This window comes from Cupriavidus sp. SZY C1, assembly GCF_032190535.1.
GTDB lineage: Bacteria > Pseudomonadota > Gammaproteobacteria > Burkholderiales > Burkholderiaceae > Cupriavidus > Cupriavidus pauculus_C.
In genome coordinates this window covers 40,544-59,586 of record NZ_JAUANU010000003.1, presented here as the reverse complement: position 1 = coordinate 59,586, position 19,043 = coordinate 40,544, and the positions used below count along the sequence as shown (strand labels likewise).

Annotated in this window: 17 protein-coding genes; 8 read left to right on the top strand and 9 right to left on the bottom strand. The window is 68.9% G+C overall.

Translation table 11 applies throughout. The features are described 5' to 3' along the window. Positions 1–18: 18 nt before the first annotated feature. The 8 genes from QTN24_RS06595 to QTN24_RS06560 all read left to right on the top strand — a co-directional run bounded on the left by QTN24_RS06595 (position 19) and on the right by QTN24_RS06560 (position 8,238). On the top strand, positions 19–1,041 hold the full coding sequence (locus QTN24_RS06595) for an ABC transporter substrate-binding protein (RefSeq protein WP_313835959.1): 1,023 nt from the start codon (positions 19–21) through the stop codon (positions 1,039–1,041). Between the two features lie 14 nt (positions 1,042–1,055). Further along, positions 1,056–1,874: an ABC transporter permease gene (locus tag QTN24_RS06590; protein WP_124686377.1), complete on the top strand. Its 819-nt coding sequence runs from the start codon at positions 1,056–1,058 to the stop codon at positions 1,872–1,874. 10 nt (positions 1,875–1,884) lie between these two features. Then, the gene (locus QTN24_RS06585; RefSeq protein ID WP_313835956.1) at positions 1,885–2,769 is read left to right on the top strand and encodes an ABC transporter permease subunit; all 885 of its coding nucleotides are present in this window, start codon (positions 1,885–1,887) and stop codon (positions 2,767–2,769) included. Next, entirely contained in the window at positions 2,762–3,820 is a 1,059-nt protein-coding gene (locus QTN24_RS06580) for an ABC transporter ATP-binding protein (RefSeq protein WP_313835954.1), read from the top strand. The genes QTN24_RS06585 and QTN24_RS06580 overlap by 8 nt, the downstream gene beginning before the upstream one ends. Beyond that, positions 3,817–4,674 carry a phosphodiesterase gene (locus QTN24_RS06575; RefSeq protein ID WP_313835952.1) on the top strand — a complete coding sequence of 286 codons (858 nt, stop codon included), beginning with the start codon at positions 3,817–3,819 and terminating at the stop codon, positions 4,672–4,674. Before QTN24_RS06580 ends, QTN24_RS06575 begins: the two co-directional genes overlap by 4 nt. A 115-nt stretch (positions 4,675–4,789) precedes the next feature. Then, entirely contained in the window at positions 4,790–5,485 is a 696-nt protein-coding gene (gene pepE / locus QTN24_RS06570) for a dipeptidase PepE (protein WP_313835950.1), read from the top strand. A 275-nt stretch (positions 5,486–5,760) separates the two neighbouring features. Continuing rightward, positions 5,761–6,414, top strand: a complete 654-nt coding sequence (locus QTN24_RS06565) for a response regulator (protein WP_124686372.1) — start codon at positions 5,761–5,763, stop codon at positions 6,412–6,414. A gap of 24 nt (positions 6,415–6,438) precedes the next feature. Next, positions 6,439–8,238 (top strand): hybrid sensor histidine kinase/response regulator, encoded by a 1,800-nt coding sequence (locus QTN24_RS06560; protein ID WP_313835948.1) that lies wholly within the window; start codon positions 6,439–6,441, stop codon positions 8,236–8,238. Positions 8,239–8,256: 18 nt separating this feature from the next. Here the strand turns inward: QTN24_RS06560 and QTN24_RS06555 are convergent, their stop codons facing one another. The 9 genes from QTN24_RS06555 to QTN24_RS06515 all read right to left on the bottom strand — a co-directional run bounded on the left by QTN24_RS06555 (position 8,257) and on the right by QTN24_RS06515 (position 18,756). Then, positions 8,257–8,424 carry a hypothetical protein gene (locus tag QTN24_RS06555; RefSeq protein ID WP_172966180.1) on the bottom strand — a complete coding sequence of 56 codons (168 nt, stop codon included), beginning with the start codon at positions 8,422–8,424 and terminating at the stop codon, positions 8,257–8,259. 317 nt (positions 8,425–8,741) lie between these two features. Beyond that, positions 8,742–9,857: an NADH:flavin oxidoreductase/NADH oxidase gene (locus QTN24_RS06550; RefSeq protein WP_313835944.1), complete on the bottom strand. Its 1,116-nt coding sequence runs from the start codon at positions 9,855–9,857 to the stop codon at positions 8,742–8,744. A gap of 110 nt (positions 9,858–9,967) precedes the next feature. After that, on the bottom strand, positions 9,968–10,606 hold the full coding sequence (locus tag QTN24_RS06545; RefSeq protein ID WP_313835942.1) for a CDP-alcohol phosphatidyltransferase family protein: 639 nt from the start codon (positions 10,604–10,606) through the stop codon (positions 9,968–9,970). A 48-nt stretch (positions 10,607–10,654) separates the two neighbouring features. After that, complete coding sequence (locus QTN24_RS06540; protein ID WP_124686368.1) at positions 10,655–10,945, bottom strand: antibiotic biosynthesis monooxygenase family protein; 291 nt, start codon at positions 10,943–10,945, stop codon at positions 10,655–10,657. 88 nt (positions 10,946–11,033) lie between these two features. Then, a complete protein-coding gene (locus tag QTN24_RS06535; RefSeq protein ID WP_124686367.1) occupies positions 11,034–11,495 on the bottom strand; it encodes a DUF2127 domain-containing protein in 462 nt (153 codons plus the stop codon). Between the two features lie 128 nt (positions 11,496–11,623). Further along, positions 11,624–13,108, bottom strand: coding sequence for an efflux transporter outer membrane subunit (locus tag QTN24_RS06530; RefSeq protein WP_313835937.1), 1,485 nt, complete (start codon positions 13,106–13,108; stop codon positions 11,624–11,626). 11 nt (positions 13,109–13,119) lie between these two features. Continuing rightward, positions 13,120–16,311, bottom strand: a complete 3,192-nt coding sequence (locus tag QTN24_RS06525; RefSeq protein WP_313835935.1) for an efflux RND transporter permease subunit — start codon at positions 16,309–16,311, stop codon at positions 13,120–13,122. Positions 16,312–16,407: 96 nt separating this feature from the next. Then, a complete protein-coding gene (locus tag QTN24_RS06520) occupies positions 16,408–17,655 on the bottom strand; it encodes an efflux RND transporter periplasmic adaptor subunit (protein WP_313835933.1) in 1,248 nt (415 codons plus the stop codon). Between the two features lie 228 nt (positions 17,656–17,883). Continuing rightward, positions 17,884–18,756: an alpha/beta hydrolase gene (locus tag QTN24_RS06515; protein ID WP_124686363.1), complete on the bottom strand. Its 873-nt coding sequence runs from the start codon at positions 18,754–18,756 to the stop codon at positions 17,884–17,886. Between the last annotated feature and the right edge of the window lie 287 nt (positions 18,757–19,043).

Sequence of the window (19,043 nt, the reverse complement as noted above, 5' to 3'; positions counted from 1 at the left end):
TCTACCAGGGAGCCTCACATGCCGAAGCAATCCTTCTGGCGCCGTCCGCTGCGCTGGCTGGCCGTCACCGCCACGTTTGCCGCCTTCAGCCAGGGCGTGGCCGCGCAGACCGCCATCTGCTACAACTGCCCGCCCGAATGGGCCGACTGGGCCGCGCAGATCCGCGCGATCAAGGAAAAGACCGGCGTCACCGTGCCGTTCGACAACAAGAACTCGGGCCAGTCGCTGGCGCAGCTTGTGGCGGAAAAAGCCGCCCCGGTGGCCGACGTGACCTACCTGGGCGTGACGTTCGGCATCCAGGCCAAGGCCGATGGCGTGACGCAGCCGTACAAGCCCGCTCACTGGGCCGACATCCCCGACGGCCTGAAGGACCCGCAAGGCAACTGGTTCGCCATCCACTCGGGCACGCTGGGCTTCATGGTCAATGTCGATGCGCTGCGCGGCAAGCCCGTGCCGCAGTCGTGGGCAGACCTGCTCAAGCCCGAGTACAAGGGCCTGATCGGCTACCTGGACCCGGCCAGCGCGTTCGTCGGCTACGTAGGCGCCGTGGCTGTGAACCAGGCCATGGGCGGCACGCTCGACAACTTCGGCCCGGCCTTCAAGTTCTTCCGCGACCTGCAGAAGAACCAGCCGATCGTGCCCAAACAGACCGCCTACGCGCGCGTGCTGTCCGGCGAGATCCCGATCCTGCTCGACTACGACTTCAACGCGTACCGCGCCAAGTACAAGGACCGCGCCAACGTGGCCTTCGTGATCCCGAAGGAAGGCTCGCTGGTGGTGCCGTACGTGATGAGCCTGGTCAACAACGCCCCGCACGCGGCCGAGGGCCGCAAGGTGCTGGACTTCGTGCTGTCGGACCAGGGCCAGGCGCTGTGGGCCAACGCCTACCTGCGCCCGGTGCGCAACGTGCCGATGCCGGCCGAGGTGCAGGCCCGCTTCCTGCCCGCCGCCGACTACGCGCGCGCCCGGCCCGTGGACTTCGGCAAGATGGCCCAGGTGCAGAAGGCGTTCAGCGACCAGTACCTGAAGGAAGTCCGCTAGCCGCGGCACCCGCGATGACCCGCCGATCCCCCGCCCTGTTCCTGTTCGCGCTGCCCGCGCTGGTCGTGTTCCTGGCCTTCTTCTGCCTGCCGATGGCGCGGCTGATCGAGGTCAGCCTGACGGGCAAGGACGGCGCGGGCGTCTACGTGACCGTGCTGACCAGCGCGCGCTACCTGCACAGCCTGATGGTGACGGTGGTGCTGTCCGCGCTGGTGACGCTGGCCACGCTGGTGATCGCGGGCATCGCCGGCACCTTCCTGCAGCGCCACCGCGTGCCGGGCAAGCCGGTGCTGGTGGCCATGCTGACCTTTCCGCTGGCGTTCCCCGGCGTGGTGATCGGCTTCATGGTCATCATGCTGGGCGGCCGCAACGGGCTGCTGGCCACCATTGGCGACGCGCTGGCCGGCGAGCGCTGGACCTTTGCCTACGGGCTGGCCGGGCTGTTCGTCGGCTACCTGTATTTTTCGATTCCGCGCGTGATCCTGACCGTGATGGCCGCCGTGGAAAAGCTCGACCCCTCGCTGGAGGAAGCGGCCCGCTCGCTGGGCGCCGGCCCGTGGCGCGTGGTGCGCGACGTGATGCTGCCCGCGCTGATGCCGGCCATGCTGTCCAGCGGGGCGATCTGCTTTGCCACCAGCATGGGCGCGTTCGGCACGGCGTTCACGCTGGCCACGCAGCTCGACGTGCTGCCGCTGACCATCTACAACGAATTCACCAACTACGCCAACTTTGGCATGGCCGCCGCGCTCTCGATCCTGCTGGGCGCGGTCACGTGGGCCCTGCTGGCGCTGGCGCGCTGGTACTCCGGCGATGCCGTCGCCGCCACGGCTTGAGGACCGCCGCATGCGCCCATCCCTGCTCCCCCGCCGCACCGGCTACTGGCTGCAGCTTGCGCTGACGCTGCTGGTCTGCGCGTTCATGACCGTGCCGGTGGTGCTGTCGGTGCTGGCCGGCCTGACCAACAACATCTTCGTGGGCGTGTCCAGTGGCCTGACCACGCGCTGGCTGGCCGAGGTCTGGGCGCTCTATCGCAACACGATCTTCCTGTCGCTGGGCATTGCGCTGGCCTGCCTGGCCTGCACGCTCGTGATCGGCGTGCCCGCCGCCTACTACATGGCGCTGCGGCGCAACCGCGTGACGCGGCTGATCGAGGAGCTGCTGATGCTGCCCGTGGCGCTGCCGGGGCTGGCCACGGCGCTGGGGCTGATCCTGCTCTACGGCAGCTTCCAGGGGCTGCGCACCAGTTGGGTGTTCATCCTGATCGGCCACGTGGTGTTCACGCTGCCGTTCATGGTGCGGGCGGTGCTGGCCATCCTGGCGGCCATCGACATCCGCACGCTCGAAGACGCCGCCGCCAGCCTGGGCGCCACGCGGCTGCAGCGCTTTTTCACGGTGGTGCTGCCCAACTGCCGCCAGGGCATCCTGGCCGGCGCGCTGATGGTGGTCACGCTGTCGGTGGGCGAATTCAACCTGACGTGGATGCTGCACACGCCCACCACGCAGACGCTGCCCGTGGGGCTGGCCGACAGCTATGCGTCGATGCGGCTGGAGATTGGCTCCGCGTACACCATCGTCTTCTTTGTCATGATCATCCCGCTGCTGGTGTTCATGCAGGCCCTGAGCGCGCTGGGCGCCCGCACCCGCCGCCATGCCGTGCCTGCCGACGCCGCCGTCCTGCCGCCCGCCGCCCCGCCCGTCACCCCTGTTGCCGAACGCCGCCATGCATGAACCGACCCCCATCCGCCTGCGCCAGTGCGCCAAGACGTTTGCCGACGGCACGCTCGCGCTGCACCCGCTTGACCTGGACATCGGCGCCGCCGAGACCGTGGTGCTGCTGGGGCCGTCCGGCTGCGGCAAGACCACCACGCTGCGCATCATCGCCGGGCTGGAGCAGCCCGACGCGGGCGGCGACGTCTGGTTTGGCGACACCCGCGTGACCGACCTGCCGATCGAGCAGCGCGGCGTGGGCATGGTGTTCCAGAACTACGCGCTGTTTCCGAACATGAGCGTGGCCGAGAACATTGCCTACGGCCTGCGCGTGCGCCGCGTGGATGGCGCAACCCGCCGCCGCCGCGTGGACGAGATGCTGGCCATGATGCACCTGGAGCCGTTTGCCGACCGGCGCATCGACCAGTTGTCGGGCGGCCAGCGCCAGCGCGTGGCGCTGGCCCGCGCCATCGCCGTGCAGCCGCGCGTGCTGCTGCTGGACGAGCCGCTGACCGCGCTGGACGCCAAGCTGCGCGACACGCTGCGCGCCGACATCAACCAGCTCCTGCGCAGCCTGCACATCACCGCCGTCTACGTGACCCACGACCAGGCCGAGGCCATGGCGCTGGGCGACCGCATCATCGTGATGGACAAGGGCCGCATCGCGCAGGTGGGCACGCCGCAGGACATCTACCGCGCGCCGGCCAACGCGTTCGTGGCCGATTTCATCGGCACCATGAACCACCTGCCCGGCACGGCCGAGGCCGGCCGCTGGCGCGTGCCGGGCGGGACGGTGCCGATGGGCCCGCCCGATGACGCGCCGGTGTCCGCCAACGCGCGGCTCATGTTCCGGCCCGAGGACGTGGCAGTGGTACACGCCGATGACGCCCACGTGGAAGGCGTGGTCGTGACGGCGCTGTTCCTGGGCAACCACACGCGGCTGCTGGTGGACGTGGGCGCCGCCGCGCCGCTGATCGTCGACACCGCGCGCCGCGACGCGTGGGCAGCCGGCGCGCGCGTGGGCCTGCGCATCGATACCAACCACCTGATCACGCTCGCCGAAGCCGCATGACCCCCGCATCCTCCGCACCCGCCTGCCTGGTGGCGCAACTGACCGACCTTCACATCAAGGCGGGCGGCAAGCTGTCTTACCGGATGGTGGACACCGCCGGCGCGCTGCACGCCGCCATCGACACGCTGCTGGCCGCGCCGCAACTGCCCGACGTGGTGGTGGTCACCGGCGACCTCGTCGACTTTGGCGATCCGCACGAATACCGCTTTCTGCGCGACATCCTGCAACGGCTGCCGATGCCGGTGAAGCTGCTGCCGGGCAATCACGACCACCGTACGTCGCTGCGTGCCGTGTTCCACGACCACGACTACCTGTTCGCGCACGGCGATGCCGAGGCGCCGGTGCACTACGCGATCGACGCGGGCCCGCTGCGGCTGGTCGGTTTCGACTGCACGGTGCCCGGCCAGCCGGGCGGCCATGCCACGCCCGACGGGCTGGCCTGGCTCGACGCCACGCTGGCGGCGGCGCCGGGCCGGCCCACGCTGGTGATGCTGCACCATCCGCCGTTCCATACCGGCATTGGCCACATGGACGCCCAGGGGCTGGGCAACGCGGCCGGGCTGGAAGCGGTGATTGCGCGGCACACGCACGTGGAGCGCGTGATCTGCGGCCATCTGCACCGCCATATCACGCGGCGCTTTGGCGGCACCATCGCCATGACCGCGCCGGGCCCCGCGCACCAGGTGGCGCTGGACCTGGACCCGCAGGCCGCGTCGCGCTTCCGCATGGAGCCGCCCGGCTACCTGCTGCACTGGTGGCATCCCGCGCACGGGCTGGTCACGCACCTGGCGGCCATTGGCGACCACGGCCCTCTGCACCCGTTCTTCGACGCCCAGGGCAAGCTGATCGACTAGCCGGCCGCCCGCACGGCGGGCCCGCACCGAAGTGGCATTGCGGTACCATCCCCGGTTTCATTTTCCCGATGCCGGACCGGGGCGCCGCCCGCCGGCCCGCGCTTTTTTCCCTGCCATGGACCTGCTTCTGCTCAGCAATTCGACGTCGGACGAGGGCTACCTCGTCCATGCCCGCCAAGCCATCGAAAGTTTGGCCGATGGCCGCACCCAGGCGCTGTTCGTGCCCTACGCCGGGGTGACGCGCGACTGGGACGGCTATGCCGCGCAGGTGCGCGACGCGCTGGCGCCGGCCGGCATCGCGGTGGCGAGCCTGCACGAGCAGGCCGACCCGCAGGCGGCCGTGGCTGCCGCGACGCTGATCGTGGTGGGCGGCGGCAACACGTTCCGCCTGCTGCAGGTGCTGCGCCAGCAGGGCTTGCTGGCGCCGATCGCGGCGCGGGTACGCAGCGGCGCCGCGCGCTACATCGGCTGGAGCGCCGGCTCGAACCTGGCCGCGCCGACCATCCGCACCACCAACGACATGCCGGTGGTGGACCCAGGCGGCTTCGACGCGCTCGGCCTTGTGCCGTTCCAGATCAATCCGCACTACTACAACGTGGAGATCGAAGGCTTCCGCGGCGAAACGCGCGACCAGCGGCTGGCCGAGTTCACCACGCTGTCGCCGGACACGCCCGTGCTGGGCCTGCCCGAAGGCGACTGGGTGCGCGTGTCGGGCAACACCTTTGCGCTGCACGGGCCGCACGCGGCACGCTGGTTCCTGGGCGAGCGGCGCTGGGACGTGACCGCCGGGCCGCTGGCACTGCCGGGCTGACCCGCACGCGACGGACAAAAAAATACCCGCAGCCGGGAGGAGCGGGTACAGAAGTGGTATGGACAAGTCGCGGAATTCGTCCACGGGAAAAATGCTGTCATCGCATCATTGCGCTGCCAATAATCTTTCCGGACTAGTCAGGGGCTGTCACGTATTTGTCGCGTACCTGACACGTATGGCAGCTTCGCCACATCGGCGGTTTGGGCGCATGGACAACGCGGCGGGAATCCAGTCCAATCGAGCACTTGCCGCCCCTGCCCTGCCCCGCCTGCCCCATGTCGCGTGCCCGCCTGCTGTTGATCGATGACCACACCCTGTTTCGCACCGGGCTGAAACTGCTGCTGGCCGACAGCCCCAGCGTGGCGACGATCATCGAGGCCGGATCGGTGATGGAGGCCGTCGAGGCGCACGGCAGCCAGCCGGTGGACATCCTGCTGCTCGATATCCAGATGCCGGGCCTGAACGGCATCGAGGGCGTCAAGGTGCTGCGGCGCCACTTTCCGGCCGCGCGGATCGTGATCGTGTCGGGCACGTCACATATCGACGCCATCCCGCCCGAGGCGCGCCGCGAGATTGCCGGATTCCTGCCGAAGTCGGCCGACGCGCTCGACATCGAGCGCGCCATCGCCAGTTGCCTGGCCGGCGGCACGCATTTCTCGGCCGACGGCCTCGGCCACGGCGCGGACCCCGGCGCCAGCGGTGACCCGCCGCCGGCCTACGAGCCAAGCCAGCTCACGCCGCGCCAGCTGGAGGTGCTATCGCAGTTGAGCCTGGGGCGGTCGAACAAGGTCATCGCCTACCACATGGGGTTGTCCGAGAACACCGTGCGCGTGCATGTGGCGGCCATCCTGAACCACCTTGGCGTGGTCAGCCGCGTCGAAGCCATCCTGGAGGCCCAGCGCCGCGGGCTGGTGCAGACCCGGCGCTAGCCCGCCACCGATCCCGCCGCGACCATGGCGCTGCCCTTCCTGCCCCACTACGACGAGCCGCGGCTGCTGTCCGCGCAGATGGAGCTGATCGACCAGAGCTTCGGCATGGCGATGCTGGGCTGCACGCTGGCGGCGATCTTCCTGGGTACCGGCCTGGCGCTGACCGACGGCCATCCCGGCGCGCTGCCGTGGGCGGCGGCCGTGACCATGGTCTGCGCCATCGCGCATTTCGGCCGGCGCGCCGTGCCGGACCGCCTGAGCGAGGCGCGCTGCGGCCTGTACGCGCGCGGCATGACGGTCGTGCTGGTGCTGATCGGGTGCCTTTGGGGGCTGGCCGGCTGGCTCTACCTCGACATCCGGTCGCCGGCCGTGGTGATCTGCGTGCTGTCGCTGATCGCCGGCATGAGCGCGGCGGCGCTGGCCGTGTTCTCGGCCTGCCTGCCGGTGGCCGTGGGCTTCTTCATCCCGGCCATCATGCCGGTGTGGGCCGTGTTCATCGTCACGCACGATATCGCCTACCTGCCGATGTTCCTGGCCACGCCGCTCTACCTGTTCGTGCTGATCGTGTTCGCGCGCAACTACTCGCGCATGGCGCGCCACTCGCTGGCGCTACGGTTCGAGAACGTCGAGCTGATCTCGCAACTGCGCGACCAGACCGCGCGCGCCGGGCAGGCCCAGCGCGAGGCCGAGGAGGCCAATCGCGCCAAGTCGGTGTTCCTGGCATCGGCCAGCCACGACCTGCGCCAGCCGCTGCATGCGCTGGGGCTGTTCCTGGTCTCGCTGGCCCGCACGCCGCTCGACGCGCGGCAGCGGCAACTGCTGGACCACATCGAAGCCTCGTCGGGCGCCGCGCGCGAGATGCTGAACACGTTGCTCGATTTTTCGAAGCTGGACGCCGGCGTGGTCACGTCGCGGCCCCGCCCGTTCCGGCTCCAGCCGCTGCTGCACAAGCTGGAGAACGAATTCGCGCCGCAGGCCAATGCGCGCGGGCTGGTCTACCGCACGCGCGACACCACGGCCACGCTGTTCGGCGACCCGACGCTGACCGAGCTGATCCTGCGCAACCTGATTGCCAACGCCATCCGCTACACCCGCGCCGGTGGCGTGCTGGTGGCCTGCCGCGCGCGGCGCTTCCACGTGTCGATCGAGGTCTGGGACACCGGCGTGGGCATCCCGGCCGAGCACCACCGGGCGATCTTCCGCGAGTTCCACCAGCTCGGGAATCCGGAGCGCGACCAGCGCAAGGGGCTGGGCCTGGGGCTGGCCATCGTCGACGGGCTGGCGCGCACCATGCGCACGGTGGTGACGCTGGGCTCCACGCCGGGCCGTGGCTCGGTGTTCCGGCTGCGGATGCCGCTGGCGTGGGCCGCGCCCGAGGAAGCCGCGGAGCCGGGGCTGGCGATGCGGTGCGACGGGCTGCGCGTGCTGGTGATCGACGACGATCCGGCCATCCGCGAGGCCATGGCCGGGCTGCTGGCGGTCTGGCACTGCGACAGCCGCACGGCCGAGACCGAGGAACAGGCGCTGGCGCTGGCCGCGACCTTCGCGCCGGACCTGATCCTGGCCGACTACCGGCTGCGCGGCCATCGCACCGGGCTGGAAGCCATCGCCGCCATCCGGGCGCAGGCCGGGCGCGACGTGCCCGCCATCGTCATCACCGGCGACACGGCGGCCGACCCGCTGCGCAACGTCCATGCTGGCGGCGTGGCGCTACTGCACAAGCCAGTGGTACCGGGCGAACTGCAGGCGGCCATCGCCGCACTGCTGCACGAGGCTTCCGCCCACGCCGACGCCCCGGCCGAATGGAAACCGGCCGAACGATAAGCAGGACATGGGGGGTCGTCAGCCGATCATCCGCATCGGCAACAGCGCGTAGGCCAGCACCAGCACGCCGACGATGGCCGGCGACACGTACTTCAGCGCAAGGCTCTGCGACTGCACGCCCAGATAGGCGTACATACAGACGAGGATCATGGCGCAGCCAAAGACCAGGCCGTCATAGACTTGCATGGATGTCTCCCAGAGTGCGTTCTTCGACTACTTCTGTGATGACGGGCGTGCTCTTCGGGGGCGCCCGGGTACTGCCCACTGCAATCTATTGCGACCGATGGTCGCGCCATCGGAGGGACGCGGCAATCATGGTAATCCCTCCATTTCTGGCGTTTTAACAATGCTGCGGCGCGGGATGGGAGGCCGGGTGGATACCGCTCGGGGCGGCGGGGGAAGTCAAGGGGAATCTGGAGCGGGGGCGTTCAGGCTTTCGTATTGCCGGGGCCCCTCACCCGCGTGGCGGGCGAGGGGTTGCAGCCATCGGCGGACGGGGGTGTCTATCGCTGGCCGAAATGGGCGTCGCGGAACAGCTTTTCCAGGCCGCGCGGCTGCGAGCGCCAGTACTGCTTTGGCGCGTCGACCTGGGCGCCCAGCCTGGCGGCGGCATGCCACGGCCAGCGCGGGTCGTACAGCATCGCGCGGGCAATCGAGATCATGTCGGCCTCGTCGTTGGCGATGATCGCCTCGGCCTGCTCGGGCTCGGTGATCAGGCCCACGGCCAGCGTCGGCAGGCCCACCTCGGCCTTCACGCGCTGGGCGTACGGCACCTGGTAGCCCGGGCCGATCTTGATTGCCTGCTGCGGCGACACGCCGCCGGTGCTCACATGCACCGCCGCGCAGCCGCGCGCCTTGAGCGCATGGGACAGCGCGATCGTGCCGTCGATGTCCCAGCCATTCGGCACCCAGTCCGTGGCCGACACGCGCATCCAGACCGGCCGTTCGGCGGGATACGCCTCGCGCACGGCATCGAACACCTCCAGCGGAAAGCGCATGCGGTTTTCCAGGCTGCCGCCGTACTCGTCGGTGCGATGGTTGGCAATCGGCGACAGGAACTGGTGCAGCAGGTAGCCATGCGCGCCGTGCACCTCGATGCCGTCCACTCCCAGCCGCGCGGCACGCCGGGCGGCCGCCACGAAGTCGTCGCGGATCTTGCGCAGGCCGGCCTTGTCCAGCGCGGTAGGCGGCGCCTCGTCGGCCGCATGCGGCACGGCCGAAGGCGCCACGGTCTGCCAGCCGGCCGGCGCGTCCGGACGGATCTGCGCCCCGCCGTCCCACGGCGCCTGGCTGGACGCCTTGCGCCCGGCATGGCCAAGCTGCACGGCCACGGCAATCGGCGAGTAGCGGCGCACGGCATCGAGCACGCGGCCCAGCGCGGCTTCGTTGGCGTCGCTGTAGAGCCCCAGGTCGGCCGGCGAAATGCGGCCCTCCGGCGACACGGCCGTCGCCTCCACGATCATCAGCCCCGCGCCCGAAAGCGCCAGACTGCCAAGGTGGATCATGTGCCAGTCGGTGGCCGAACCCTGTTCCGCCGAGTACTGACACATCGGCGCAATGGCGATCCGGTTGGACAGCGCGAGTTCGCCGATCCGGTAGGGGTCGAAGAGATGGGGCATGGGGTTCCTTGTCGTCTTGCTGGCCGCCGGGACACGGCCAATGTCCCGGGGAATTGTAGGCGGCCGCGGAAATCCGTGCAGACGGCGCCGCGCCCTGCCCCGCCGCTGCGTCAGAACTTCGGAATCCTCAGCGTCTTGCTGATCATCAGGCTGCCGCTCAGCACGAACAGCAGCGCCAGCGGGTGGAACGTGCCACCGGCGATGTCCCATGCGCCGCCGGGCAAGGCGTCGCCGATCAGGCCGCGCGATGCGCACCAGGCCAGTACGCCGGTCAGCACCACGCTGGTCGGGATGGGCGTGCCTTCGAAGTACTTGACCTTACCCTGCGCGGAGCCCTCGGCCAGCGTTTCGGCCGTGACGTTGAAGCGGGCCAGGCGGCTGACGCCGCAGCAGACGAAGTAGATCAGCGCTGCGAGGTCCCAGCCGCCGCGCATGCCGGCCGCAAAGGCCAGCGTGGCGGGGCCGACGCCGAACGAGATGATGTCGGACAGCGAATCGAGCTCGCGGCCCAGCGCGGAATGCGCGTGGCGCCAGCGGGCGATGCGGCCGTCGAGCACGTCGAAGATGAACGCGGCCGGCGCCAGTGCCGCCGCGATGTAAAAATACCGGAGCGTGGGGTCCGCGACGAAGTACATCGCGTAGAAGACGGAGCCCATGCCGCACGCGGCGTTGGCAAGCGTGAAGAAGTCCGCAAGCTGCAAGTCGCGCAGCATCGAGAAATGCCTGGGGCGCTGCTGAGGGGTGGACATGCGGCGGACTCCTTTGTGCGTTGGCGCCCGGGCCGGGCGCCCGGACGGTCAGAGTACGGTGTTCACGTGATGCACGGCCGGCGGCGCGGCAAAGCAGTCGCTGACCAGCTTGCGCCACTCCTGGAACTCGTCAGATTCGCGGAAGTGGACCATGTGGTCTTCCACGGTTTCCCAGGCCACCACCAGCGCATACTGCGACGGCTGCTCGATCGAGCGCTGCAGGTTCAGGCCGTGGCAACCGCGGGAACGCAGGAACAGCGGCTTGGCCTTGGCCACGTTGGCCTCGAACTGCGCTTCCATGCCGGGCTTGATCGTGATCTGTGCAATTTCGTGAATCATGATGGGTCTTCTCTGGGTGGCTTGATATCGGTGCCTGTCTGACAGCGCGGCACGCGCGTTCTACCTTAGCAGATTTGCGCCAGGCGGCTTACTTGACCGTCCGCCGCGCCAGGCTTTGCACCAGGTAGGCCACCACCAGCGCATTGGCCACCGCCAGCCCCACATGGAGCCACGTGGGGTGGCGCACGGCCTCGTACACCTCTACCGGGATATAGATGCCGCCGGACCACACGCCGATCCAGTTGCCCCAGGCCCGGCCGTGCCACAGGCCGTAGGCTTCGGCAAAGCGCATCAGCGCGTACACGGCGGCGGAGCCACCGATGGCCCAGAGCCGGCCGTCGGCGGGATGGTTCAGCAGCGCCAGGAAGATCTTCGGGTAGTGGCCGGCGGGATTCAGGTGCAGCCGCGCGACGATGGACTCGGCCACCGCCTGAGCGTCGCTGTGCAGCAGCGCCACCAGGCCAAGACCGGCCAGGATGACCAGCGCGCCCTTGGCGGCTTCGAACAACGCAATGCTTTTGAGCCCCAGCGGGGAACCGGCGTGTGCCATGGCGGCGGGGTGGGAGTGGGGAAGCCGGTATTGTGCAGGATTGGCGGCGGCCTGCCATCGGGAAAATGGCAGGCGCCCCTCTCCCGACGGCGCGGGAGAGGGGCGAACGCGGACAGGTCAGGCCGCGCTCAGTTCTTCGCCACGGTCTCGGGCGTCGGGCCCCAGCCGCCGCCGAGGCTGCGCACCAGCGCCACCGTGGCGGCGGCGCGCAGGCCGGCTACCGCGTTGGCATCCCGCTGCGACTGCAGCACGGTACGGTCCGCGTCGATCACGGTCAGGTAGTCGACCGCGCCGGCATCGTAGCGGCTGCGCGAGATGCGCTGCGCGCGGCGGGCGCCGGCCAGCGCGCCATCGAGCGCCGTAGCCTGCTGGCTGAGCCAGCGTACGTCGGCCAGGCTGTCCTCGACCTCGCGGAACGCCACCAGCACGGTCTGCTGGTAGCGCGCCACGCTTTCCTCGTGCGCGGCGCGGGCGCCGGCCAAGTTCGAGCTGTTGCGGCCCCCGTCGAAGATGGTCTGCGCCACCGTCGTGCCCACCAGCGGCCCGAGCATCCAGGTGCGCGACGACCACTTGAACAGGTTCGACAGGTCCGCCGATTCGAAGCCGAACAGCGCCGTCAGCGAGATGCGCGGGAAGAACGCGGCCTTGGCGATGCCGATGCGCGCGTTGGCTGCCGCCATCTGGCGCTCGGCCGCCGCGATGTCGGGACGCCGCTCCAGCAGCTCGGACGGCAGCCCGGCCGGCACGGCCACCGGTGCGGTATCGAACGGCCGCGCGGCCAGTCCGAACTGCGAAGGTGCCACGCCGGTCAGCACGGCCAGCGCATGCTCCTGGTTGGCCCGGCGGCGCTCGATGCTGGCCAGGTCCGCACGCGCGGTGCCGAGTTCCGATTCGGCGCGGGCCGGATCGAGGTCGGTGGTCTCGCCGGCCTCGTACCGCTTGCGCAGCAGCGACAGCGAATCCTCGCGCAGCTTGATCGTGGCGTGCAGCAGCTCGCGGTCGCTGTCCAGCGTGCGCAGCGCGAAGTACGCCTGCGCCGTATCGGCCTGCAGCGCGAGCTGCACCGACCGGTACAGGTCTTCCGCGCCCTTCTCTTCCGCCCGCGCCGCGTTGACGCTGCTGGCCACGCGGCCGAACAGGTCCAGCTCGTAGTTGGCAAACAGCCGCGCCTTGTACACCGTCTGCGGCGACACGCGCGTGCCATCGGGCAGGCCCTGCGAGGCCGCCGACGGCTGCGTGCGCGTCGGGTCCAGCCCGGCGCTCAGTTGCGGGTACATGTCCGCCTCGGTGGCGCCGGTGAACGCCCGCGCCTGCTTCAGGCGGGCCGCCGCGGCGGCCAGGTCCTGGTTGTGGGCGTTGGCCGCGTCGATCAGGCGGTCCAGCTCGGCGTCGCCGAACACCTTCCACCAGTCGCCGCGCTGCTGGCCCTCGGCCGGCGTGGCGGTCTTCCACTGCGCACCCTCGGCGGCGGCCGCGTCGGCCTCCTTGAAGGTGGCGGCGGTGGGCGTCTCGGGCACCTTGTAGGTCGGTGCCAGCGAGCAGCCGGCCAGCACCAGGGCGGCAGCCAGCGTGGCCAGCCTCGGCAGGTAATGCTTCATCACGTTGTCTTGCATGTCGATCCCCATCACTCAGCCGACGGTACGGCGTGCGACGCCGACACATCGGTCGATACGGCCTCGCGGCGCTGCTTGCGCGTGGCCAGCAGCCGCAGGGCCACGTAGAACACCGGCGTCAGGAACAGGCCGAAGAACGTCACGCCCAGCATCCCCGCGAACACGGCCACGCCCATGGCATGGCGCATTTCCGCGCCGGCGCCGGTGGAGATCACCAGCGGCACCACGCCCATGATGAACGCGAACGACGTCATCAGGATGGGGCGCAGACGCAGGCGGCTGGCCTCGATCGCGGCCTGCACCACGGTACGGCCCTGGTGCTCCAGCTCGCGGGCGAATTCCACGATCAGGATCGCGTTCTTCGCGGACAGCCCCACCAGCACGATGAAACCGATCTGCGTGAAGATGTTGTTGTCCCCACGCGTGAGCCACACGCCGGTCATGGCAGCCAGCAGGCTCATCGGCACGATCAGGATCACCGCCAGCGGCAGCGTCAGGCTTTCGTACTGCGCGGCCAGCACCAGGAACACCAGCAGCACGCACAGCGGGAAGATCCAGACGCCCGCGTTGCCGGCCAGGATGTCCTGGTAGGTCAGCTCGGTCCACTCGAAGCCGATGCCCTTGGGCAGCGTTTCCGCGGCAATGCGCTCGGCGGCGGCCTGGGCCTGGCCCGACGAGAAGCCCGGCGCCGGGCCACCGTTCATGTCGGCGGCCGTGAAGCCGTTGTAGCGCGTCACGCTGTCGGGGCCAAAGCTCTGCTTGACCTTCACCAGCGACGACAGCGGCACCATTTCGCCGGAAGCGCTGCGCGCCTTCAACTGCAGGATGTCCTCCGCATGCTGGCGGAACTGCGCGTCGGCCTGGACCTTGACCTGGTACGTGCGGCCGAACTTGTTGAAGTCGTTCACGTACGACGAGCCCAGGTAGGTCTGCAGCGTCTCGAACACGTCGGTCACGGGCACGCCAAGCTGCTTGGCCTTGGTACGGTCAAGCTGCACGTCAAGCTGCGGCACGTTCACCTGGTAGTTGCTGAAGATGCCGGCCAGCTCGGGCGTGGCGCGCGCCTTGGTCATGAACGCGTTGGTCGCGTTGAACAACTCGTCATAGCCCAGCGCGGCACGGTCCTCGATCATCATCTTGAACCCGCCGATGGTGCCCAGGCCCTGTACCGGCGGCGGCGGGAACACGGCGATGAACGCGTCCTGGAGCGACCCGTACTGCTTGTTCAGGTCTGCCGCGATGGCGTTGCCGGACAGCTCGGCGCTCTTGCGTTCGTCGAACGGGTTCAGCGTGACGAACACGATGCCGGCGCTGGGGCTGTTGGTGAAGCCATTGATCGACAGGCCCGGGAACGCCACGGCCGACTCCACGCCCGGATGCTTGAGCGCGATGTCCGACATGCGGCGGATCACGTCTTCGGTGCGGTCCAGCGTGGCGCCGTCGGGCAGCTTGGCAAAGCTCACCAGGTACTGCTTGTCCTGCGCCGGCACAAAGCCCTTCGGCACCATCTGGAACACGCCCCACGTGGCCACCAGCATCACGGCGTAGACGCCGAACACCGAGCCCTTGCGGCGGATCACGCCCTTCACGCCGCGGCCGTAGCTTTCCGAGCTACGCCCAAAGAAGCGGTTGAAGCGGGCGAAGAACTTGCCGAACACCTTGTCCATGCCGCGCGTCAGCCAGTCCTTCGGGGCGTCGTGGCCCTTGAGCAGCAGCGCGGACAGCGCCGGCGACAGCGTCAGCGAGTTGAACGCCGAGATGATCGTCGAGATCGAGATCGTCAGCGCGAACTGCTTGTAGAACTGGCCGGTCAGGCCCGTCATGAACGCCAGCGGCACGAACACGGCGATCAGCGTCAGCGCGATGGCGATGATCGGGCCGCTCACCTCGCGCATGGCCTTGTACGTCGCTTCCTTCGGCGACAGGCCCTCCTCGATGTTCCGCTCGACGTTTTCCACCACCACGATCGCGTCGTCCACCACGATACCGATCGCCAGCACCAGCCCGAACAGGCTCAGCGCGTTGATCGAGAAGCCGAACGCGTGCATCAGCCCGAACGTACCGACGATCGACACCGGCACGGCCAGCAGCGGGATGATCGATGCGCGCCACGTCTGCAGGAACAGGATCACCACCAGCACGACCAGCGCGATGGCCTCGAACAGCGTGTGGACCACGGCCTCGATCGAATGGCGCACGAACTGCGTGGGGTCATAGACGATGCTGTAGTCCACGCCTTCCGGCATGTTGGCCTTCAGCTCGGCCATGGTCTTGCGTACGTCGTTGGAGATCTGGATCGCGTTGGAGCCCGGCGACTGGAAGATCGGCAGCGCCACGGCGGACTTGTTGTCCAGCAGCGAGCGCAGCGCGTATTCCGAGGCGCCCAGTTCGATGCGGGCGATGTCCTTGAGGTAGGTAACCACGCCGTCGGGCGACGTCTTGACGATGATGTCGCCAAACTCCTCGACGGTCTGCAGCCGGCCCTGCGCGTTCACGGAAAGCTGCAGGTCGGTGCCCGGCAGCGACGGCGACTGGCCGATCACGCCGGCCGCCACCTGCACGTTCTGCTCGCGGATGGCGCGCACCACGTCGGACGCGGCCAGGCCGCGCTCGGCGATCTTCTCCGGGTTCACCCAGACGCGCATCGAGTAGTCGCCCGCGCCGAACATCTGCACCTGGCCCACGCCCTGGATCCGCGCCAGGCGGTCCTTCACGTTGATCAGCGCGTAGTTGCGCAGGTACGTCATGTCGTAGCGGTCGTTCGGCGACGTCAGGTGCACCACCATGGTCAGGTCAGGCGAGCTCTTGACCGTGGTGATGCCCAGCCGGCGCACGTCTTCCGGCAGGCGCGGCTCGGCCTGCGAGACGCGGTTCTGCACGAGCTGCTGGGCCTTGTCGGGGTCGGTGCCCAGCTTGAACGTCACCGTCAGCGTCAGGTTGCCGTCGCTGTTGGCCTGCGAGTTCATGTACAGCATGTCCTCGACGCCGTTGATCTGCTCTTCCAGCGGCGTGGCCACGGTCTCGGCGATCACCTTCGGGTTGGCGCCCGGGAACTGCGCGCGCACCACCACCGACGGCGGCACCACTTCCGGGTACTCCGAGATCGGTAACTTGAACATCGAGATGGCGCCGATCAGGAAGATCAGCACCGACAGCACGCCCGCAAAGATCGGGCGATCGATAAAGAATTTCGAGAGATTCATCTTGGTCTCGGCGAAAGCAGTCCCCCTGGCTGTCCGCTCGCAAGCGGACGCCATACAGCTTCAGGGGGAAATTTCAGTTTGGTGCCGGGGCGGCGCTCAGCCCACCTTGGCCTTGCCCGCCTTGTCGGCACGCCCCTCGTCCGCGGCCTGCTTGCGGTCGGGGGTGGTGCCGCGCGGCTCCAGTTCGCTGCGGTACGCCATGGCCACGGCCTTGGGCGCCACGGTGTCGCCGGGGCGCACGCGCATCAGGCCGTTCACGACGATGTTCTCGCCCGGTTGCAGCCCCTTGCGGATCACGCGCAGCCCTTCGTACGTGGGCCCGAGTTCCACTTCGCGGTAGACAAGCTTGTTGGCCTTGTCCACCACCAGCACGAACTTCTTGCCCTGGTCCGTGCCGATGGCGCGGTCGTTGATCAGCACGGCCGGATGCGGCGAACCGCCACCGAGCTTGACCTTGGCGTACAGGCCCGGCAGCAGGCGGCCGTCCTCGTTGTCGAACACCGCCCGCACGCGGATGGTGCCGCTGCGCGTGTCGAGCCGGTTGTCGATCGAGTGGATCTTGCCCTTGTGCGGGTTGCCGTCCTCGTTGGCCAGGCCCAGGAACACCGGCAGGTCGTTCTTGCCGCCGCCGGCGCCCGGCGCCGTGTAGCGCAGGTAGCTCTGCTCGTCGACGTCGAAGCTTGCATAGACCGGCGAGACCGACACCACCGACGTCAGCGGCGGCGATGCCGCGCCAGCCGCCACGAGGTTGCCCACCGTGATCTCTGCGCGCGACACCTTGCCCGCCACCGGCGCCACGATGCGCGTGTAGCTCAGGTTCAGCTTGGCCACTTCCAGCGCCGCCTGCGCGCCGCGCACGTCGGCCGACATCTCGCTGGCCGCGTTGATGCGCTCGTCGAACTCGCGGCGCGAGATCGCGTTGTCGTCCAGCAGGCGCTGGGCGCGGGCCTTCTCGGTCTGCGCGTGCGAGGCGCGCACCTGCGCGGCGGCCAGTGCGGCTTCGGCGCGGGCCACTTCGGCCGCGTACGGGCGCGGATCGATCGTGAACAGCGGGTCGCCCTTCTTCACGATCGAGCCTTCGCGGAAGTGCACCGTTTCGATCGTGCCGGAAACGCGCGGACGGATTTCCACGCGGTCCACGGCCTCGATGCGGCCGGAGAACTCATCCCATTCGGTGATGGTCTGGCCCACCGCCGCGGACACTTCCACCGCCGGTGCCGGGGGCGGGGTATTGGCCTGCGCTTCCCCGCCGTGCCAGGGACGCAGTACCGAGGTTGCCACGCCCGCCCCAAGGATTGCCACGATGGCAAAGGCGATCAGCGTGCGTCGAGACTTGTGATTCATCTTTCTTCACTCCGTGTTTTCGTCGGGTTTCTTCAACTGGAAAAGCAAAACTCCGGGCCGAACGTCTCCCGCCGGCTCAAGGGGCCGGAAAAGCGGGAACAGCAAGGGGTACTCCGCCCGGGAACGGGCGAAGCAAAGCCACTACAGGGGTGCCAGCCTCAAAGGGCGCTGGCGGGAGAATCCGGCACCGTCACTGCTTTCACGGCGCCGGCCGGCGTTCGGACCGGATTACGAGGCGTCGTCGGCCTTCGCGAAACTTTCGCGCAGGAACCGCGCACCTTCTTTGACCCATGCCTGACACATCTCATGGGACTGTTCCACCCCGTCGCCACAGGCGCCGGGCATGATCAACGCCTTGGCCGGAATGCCGGCCTTGGCAAGCTTGGCGGCGAAGGCTTCGCCCTCGGCGCGCAGCGCATCCTGCTCTGCCACCTGCACCAGCGTGGGCGGCAGCCCCGCCAGCCGCGACGCCAGCGCCGGCGCCGCGTACGGGTGCACCGTGGCTGCCGGCGTGGGCAGGTAGTCGCGATAGTTGCAGGCCAGCTTGCGCAGCATTTCCATCGGCACCTGCCCGCCGGACGCGTGCTGCAGGCACGGGTCGGTCACGGGCCGGATCAGCCACTGGCCGGCCGGCTGCGGCAGGCCGCGGTCGCGCAGCATCTGGGCCGTGGCGATCGCCAGGTTGCCGCCGGCTTCCTCGCCGACCAGCGCAAAGCGCAGCTTGTCGACCTTGAGCTTGCGCGCCTGCTTGAGCACCCACGCCACGGTACTGACCGCGTCTTCGGGGGCCGCCGGGAACGGGTTTTCGGGCGCCAGCGAATAGTCGGGCGTCACCACCACGGCCGGGACCGACTCCGCCAGATCCCGCACCAGTTCCTTCGCGGCTTCCACGCCGCCGTCGACGAAGCCACCCGCGTGCAGGTAGATCATCCATGGCAACAATGGCGCACCGGCGCTCACGGGCCAATAACCTGCGGGGTAACAGACGCAGACCTTGATCTCCCGCTCGCCGCTGGACACCACGTGCTGGATCACGATGGCCTCGCCCTGTTCTGCGGCCGGTTGTACGGCGGAACTACGGGGAGTCGTGGTCTTGGTCATGGTTGTCCGGGCGACCGGCAATGGCCGTCGATGCTGTATTGCGATGCAGCGAATTATGGTGATTGACAACAACGGGATAAAGCGAGCTATTGCCAATGCACTGTTTCTGCGTTGGAATAATCGTCGAAGTGATCCCACATGGCTTGAAATGGATAGTGGAAATGTGATTCACTCCGGTCCTTCGGCATCTGCGCACTTGGGGAAACAGCGCAAACGCCGGCGCCCCAACCCTCCACCCGTCCCCGCTCCGGCCGCCACTGGCGGACCGCCGGCAGCAAATCCAGGCC